The organism is Rubrivirga sp. (assembly GCF_049648075.1).
Taxonomy (GTDB): domain Bacteria; phylum Bacteroidota; class Rhodothermia; order Rhodothermales; family Rubricoccaceae; genus Rubrivirga.
Map to the genome: position 1 here is coordinate 1 of NZ_JBARYR010000551.1, position 3,712 is coordinate 3,712.

The 3,712-nt window shown below is 66.9% G+C and carries 4 protein-coding genes; 2 read left to right on the forward strand and 2 right to left on the reverse strand.

The window, feature by feature from the left end; translation table 11 throughout:
- The coding region (locus WBA11_RS15380; protein ID WP_424521543.1) for a ParA family protein at positions 1 to 856 on the reverse strand (856 nt) is incomplete at its 3' end.
- A 415-nt stretch (positions 857 to 1,271) separates the two neighbouring features.
- On the opposite strand from WBA11_RS15380, the gene WBA11_RS15385 reads away from it, so the two are divergent.
- On the forward strand, positions 1,272 to 2,417 hold the full coding sequence (locus WBA11_RS15385) for an AI-2E family transporter (RefSeq protein WP_424521544.1): 1,146 nt from the start codon (positions 1,272 to 1,274) through the stop codon (positions 2,415 to 2,417).
- Here WBA11_RS15385 and purU read toward each other — a convergent pair.
- A complete protein-coding gene (purU, locus tag WBA11_RS15390) occupies positions 2,414 to 3,280 on the reverse strand; it encodes a formyltetrahydrofolate deformylase (RefSeq protein ID WP_424521545.1) in 867 nt (288 codons plus the stop codon). The two genes, WBA11_RS15385 and purU, sit on opposite strands and share 4 nt — an antisense overlap.
- Positions 3,281 to 3,428: 148 nt before the next feature.
- Between purU and WBA11_RS15395 the strand changes: the two genes are divergently transcribed.
- Positions 3,429 to 3,712 (forward strand): hypothetical protein (locus WBA11_RS15395; RefSeq protein ID WP_424521546.1); only part of this gene is annotated, 284 nt, incomplete at its 3' end.

Genomic DNA, 3,712 nt, shown 5'->3' on the forward strand with positions numbered 1-3,712 from the left:
CCTCGAGGGTGGGGGCCGGCGGCGGGACGCGCAAGTCGGGGGCGGCCTCGAGGGGCGTCCCATCGGCGGCCTCGGGCGGCGACTGGAGGAACGGCTGGTTGTTGCGGACGACCTCCGAGGCGACGGCCATGTAGTTTTTGGCGCCGGTCGAGATGGCGTCGTAGAGCAGCACCGGCATCCCGAAGCTGGGGGCCTCGGAGACGCGGACGTTGCGCTGCACGACGGCCTCGAAGACGCGGTCGCCGAAGTAGCGCCGCACCTCGGCCGCGACCTGGTTGCTCAAGCGCAGGCGCCCGTCGAACATCGTCAGCAGCACGCCCTCGATCTCGAGCGCCGGGTTGAGGTGCTGCCGGACGATCTTGATCGTGTTGAGCAGCTGTCCCAAGCCCTCCAAGGCGAAGTACTCGGTCTGGACCGGGATGAGGACGGAGTCGGACGCGGTCAACGCGTTCAGCGTCAGCAAGCCCAGGCTCGGCGGGCAGTCGATGACGACGAAGTCGTACTTCCGCCGCGTTTGCAGGAGCGCCTTCTTGAGGACGCGCTCGCGCTCGTGGAGATCGATCATCTCGATCTCGGCGCCGACCAGGTTGATGTGGCTCGGGACCACGTCCAGGAACGGCATCGCCGTGTGAAGCGCGGCGTCCTCGACGCTCACGCTACCGGTCAGGACGTCGTAGATCGAGGACGCGACCGTGCGCGGCTCGACGCCCAGCGACGATGTGCCGTTGGCCTGAGGGTCCGTGTCGATCAGGAGCGTCGGGTGCTCCGACGCGGCGAGCGAGGCGGCCAGGTTGACGGCCGTCGTCGTTTTACCGACGCCGCCCTTCTGATTCGCGACCGCGATGACCTTGCCCATGACGGGGGCGCTGAGTGAGAGACGTCCGGCCAGACCGCGTGTCAGCCGGGGCGAGCAATATAGTCGGCCTCGAGGGCGTCGCCCCGGCTCCTGTGCGACAGAGTTGTCCCCACGCGAACCTCGAGGTCGTCGCACGTTGTGCTGGACTTGAATCGCATAACAGGTTGGGGCACAACAAGCACACTCTGCTACCGGGGCCAAAGAAACCCCGATCGGCTCGAGGCCGATCGGGGTTGAGGAGTGCGTCGTGCCGGTTGTCGTCCCCCCGGACAGATCGCCAGGCTCGACTTCACTCTCGACTTGAACGATAGGGCACAGAACGTTCGCCGTCAAGAGCGAGTGAGAAAACGTGCAACACTCGCTCGGTTGGACCACGAGCACGACCGATACCTTTGCCGACCGCTCCCCACCGTTCATGCATATCAGGTCCCTCGAAAACCGGTCGTTCTTGCTGCTCGTGGCCGTGGTCACGTTGATCTTCGCGTGGACCATCGGGGGCTTCTTGCTTCCCCTGTTTTGGGCCGTCGTGCTGGCGGTCCTCTTTACCCCGCTGTTCGCGTGGTTCCGTAAGCGACTTCGAGGCCGAGCAACCGCGGCGTCGTTGTTGACCATCCTGACCGTCTTGGTGGCCGTGGTGGCGCCGCTCGTGTTCCTGTCGGTTCTCGTTACTCAGGAGGCGGCCGACGTCTACCGCGATGTGGCCTCGGGACGGATCGACATTACCGAGCCGGTCGCGACCATCGAGCGTTTGGTCCCTCGGCTCGGCCAGCGGGCAGAGGAGCTTGGCGTCGACTTCGACGGAATCCGAGAGCGCGTCGCCACGTCTGCGTTGACCGTGAGCCAGGAGATCGCGACGAGGTTGCTCGCGTTCGGGCAGCAGGCGCTGACGTTCACGCTGCTGCTCGCCGTGACCCTCTACCTCCTGTTCTTCTTCGTCCGCGACGGCGAGAAGCTTCAGGACCTCCTGGTTCGCGCCCTGCCCCTCGGCGACCCCAGAGAGCGCCGGCTGCTGACCAAGTTCGCTGCTGTCACGCGTGCGACGGTCAAGGGCACGTTCCTCATCGCCTCGATTCAGGGAGCGATCGGCGGGGTCGCGTTCGCGCTCCTCGGTCTCGGCTCGCCGATCTTGTGGGGCGTGATCATGGCCGTCCTGTCGCTGTTGCCGGCCATCGGGGGTGCGTTGGTTTGGGTGCCGGCCGCGCTGTATCTGCTCGCGACGGGGGCCTGGGTCAAAGCCGTCGTCTTGATCGGCGTCGGTGCCGGAATCATGGGCACGGTCGACAATGCCCTTCGGCCCATCCTCGTTGGGCGCGACGCTGGGATGCCGGACTACATGATCTTGCTCTCGACGCTGGGCGGGCTCGGCACGTTCGGGTTCTCGGGACTGGTCGTGGGACCCGTGGTCGCCGGCCTCTTTCTGACCGTCTGGGAGATCTTTACCGAGGAGTTCGGACCCGCGGACGACAACCACGCCATGCCCGCCCTCGAGCCAGAACCTGCTACCGTCCTCGAGGATGAGTCCGTTGACCTCGATCCTGAATCGACCTCGAGGGCGGACTAGGCGAACACGACCGTCTTGTTGCCGTGGACCAGGACACGGGCCTCGAGGTGCCACCGGACGGCCCGGGCGAGCACGTCCCGCTCCAGGCTCTGACCGAGTCGCTTGAGATCCTGCACGGAGTCGCGGTGCGACACCCGCCCGACTCCCTGCTCAATGATCGGTCCCTCGTCGAGGTCGCTCGTGACGTAGTGCGCGGTCGCGCCGATCACCTTGACGCCCCGCTCGAACGCCTGACGGTACGGGTCGGCGCCGATGAACGCGGGCAGGAACGAGTGGTGGATGTTGATGAGCCGGCCCGCATACCGGTCGACGAACGTGGGCGTCAGGATCTGCATGTAGCGGGCCAGGACCACGACCTCGATGCCGGCATCCTCGAACAGCGAGAGCGCTTGAGCTTCGGCGTCCGCTTTCGTGTCAGGCGCAACCGGAACGTGGTGGAACGGCACGCCGAACCGCTCGACCTCGACGCGCAGCTCGTCGTGGTTGCTGACGACCAGTGCCACGTCGGTGTCGAGCTCGCCGCGGCGCCACAGCCACAGCAGCTCGAGCAACGCGTGGTCCACCTTCGAGACCATGATCGCCATCCGCTTCGGCGTCGAGGCGTCATCGATCCGCCACACCATCGCAAACGGAGTCGCGACGACGCGGGCGAACGCGTCCCGAAAGGAATCACCCTCGAGGTCGAGGTGGCCCGTCGTGAACTCGGCCCGCAGGAAGAACGTCCCGCCCTCGAGGTCGGTCGAGTGCTGGTCGAGCGCGGTGACGTTGGCGCCGTGGTTGCGCAAGAAGGCCGTTACGGCGGCGACGATGCCGGGCGCGTCCGGGCAAGTGACGAGCAGGCGGGCGAGGGCGGGGTTCGGCACGGGAAGTGGGCGGAGCGAACGAGGAAGGTCGCTACAGACCAGCTGCGCGGCCCCGAGGACAGGTCGCGACCGATACGCGACCAACCGGAGACGTCGAGGACGCACGGCGACAGCGCTTCAGGAGCCTGGAGTAGTCCCCACGAACACCGTGCGCTCGCTTTCGACCTCGATCCTGCTCCTCCTCGCCTTCTGGAGCTCGGGGTCGACCGGGTGCGACGGCCCGGTCGCCAGCATCTGCGACGACCTCGAGGACGTACCCTCCGCCCTCGGCGTGATCCTGGTCGACCTCGAGGGGAACCTCGTGACCGCTGGTGATGTCGTCCTCGACGCCCCGCTGCGACGGGGCGAGCCCGTCTTCGGGACCTACCGCCTTGAGGACGAGGGCGTGACCCCCAACCGCGAAGGACGGCTGCGGGCGCAGATCGTCGAGGG